This window comes from Nostoc sp. 'Peltigera membranacea cyanobiont' 213, assembly GCF_002245975.1.
GTDB lineage: Bacteria > Cyanobacteriota > Cyanobacteriia > Cyanobacteriales > Nostocaceae > Nostoc.
The window spans coordinates 1-1,132 of the sequence record NZ_NOLI01000372.1 but is presented as its reverse complement, the minus strand read 5'-3'; the positions used below and the strand labels follow the sequence as shown (position 1 = coordinate 1,132).

2 protein-coding genes are annotated in these 1,132 nt (G+C 41.7%); both read left to right on the top strand.

Going from position 1 to position 1,132, the window contains the following annotated elements; genetic code table 11:
• A partial coding sequence (locus tag CDG77_RS35025; RefSeq protein WP_223270175.1) for a hypothetical protein occupies window positions 1-531 on the top strand: 531 nt, incomplete at its 5' end.
• On the top strand, window positions 522-995 hold the full coding sequence (locus CDG77_RS35020; RefSeq protein ID WP_094333670.1) for a hypothetical protein: 474 nt from the start codon (window positions 522-524) through the stop codon (window positions 993-995). The genes CDG77_RS35025 and CDG77_RS35020, both read left to right, overlap by 10 nt.
• The last annotated feature ends 137 nt before the right edge of the window (window positions 996-1,132 follow it).

Below are 1,132 nucleotides of genomic sequence, written 5' to 3'. Positions count from 1 at the left end.
CAATCGCCTGCCTCGTCCCCACACTGTTTAATAGTTTTGAAATCTGTAGCGCTTATCCTGTATAGCTTAGAGCTTTTCAAGCGTGCCATTCGCATTAGTGGAATTGAGTGGTACACCGTTGAGTACGGCGGCATGGCGTTAGTTCTTCCCCGGCTGTGTGAGGAGTTGATGCTCGTTCCTGGTGATAAGGAAATTTTGATGCAGTCCAAGCCGGTGGCGCTCGACTTCCTCGCGCACTGGAACATGGTGTTTAAGCTGTGGCGTTACAACCGCGAAACAGAATCGCGTTGGTTTTCATGTCGGTGGACTCAGTTTTACGCCGAATACATGAATCGAGAATGGGTGGAACTTTGGGCTGAGGATGAGGTTTACCAAATTCTTTTACCAGATGGAACATTCCAGGACAAACCCACGTTTGCTATTAACGCTTGCTGTTGCTGGGGTAATCCTGAAGTAATCCACCGTACCTCTGCATACTCTGATTCTGGCTCAAGCTGGTTTCAATGGAATAATTTTACACCTTGGAGATAAAAAGTATAAAAGCCATAGTCACAGTAGTTGAAAAAATCTCATCTGAAGCTCACATTGATATTCCTGAAGATTTAGCAGAATCAGGTATTAAACAGCATGTTGTAGACCATTACAACAGTGGCGCAATGCTTCCTTTACTGAATATTTTCCACGTTGATTTTGAATCTATCAGTGTTCACATTGGTAAAAAGACCCAAATCAGTTGGCAACCTGGAAAGTCTTGGAGTTCAAAGCGTCTCTATTACTTTTGTAAACTTGGAAGATTTACTTTGACTCTGTTAACTGACACAGAGCAAAACTTAACTCGTACAGAAGTTTACTTTGGGCATCACAAGCAACTTATTTATACATCAGAAAAGGAGATATCCAAAGAATTAGCAACAGTCGAACTCCAAAATTTCTTAAGTGGATTAGCTGTTGAACTTCAGATTTTAAGCCACATTGAATTTCCAGAACAAGTTTGAAAATAACAGGAGTTAAACATGAGACTAACAACATTAGAAGGTCAATACCAGTGCATCGTAATTGACCCTCCCTGGTTCTATCGGCTGAGAAATCAGGATAAAACTCACCGAAACCGCATTAACTACAAGCCAATGCA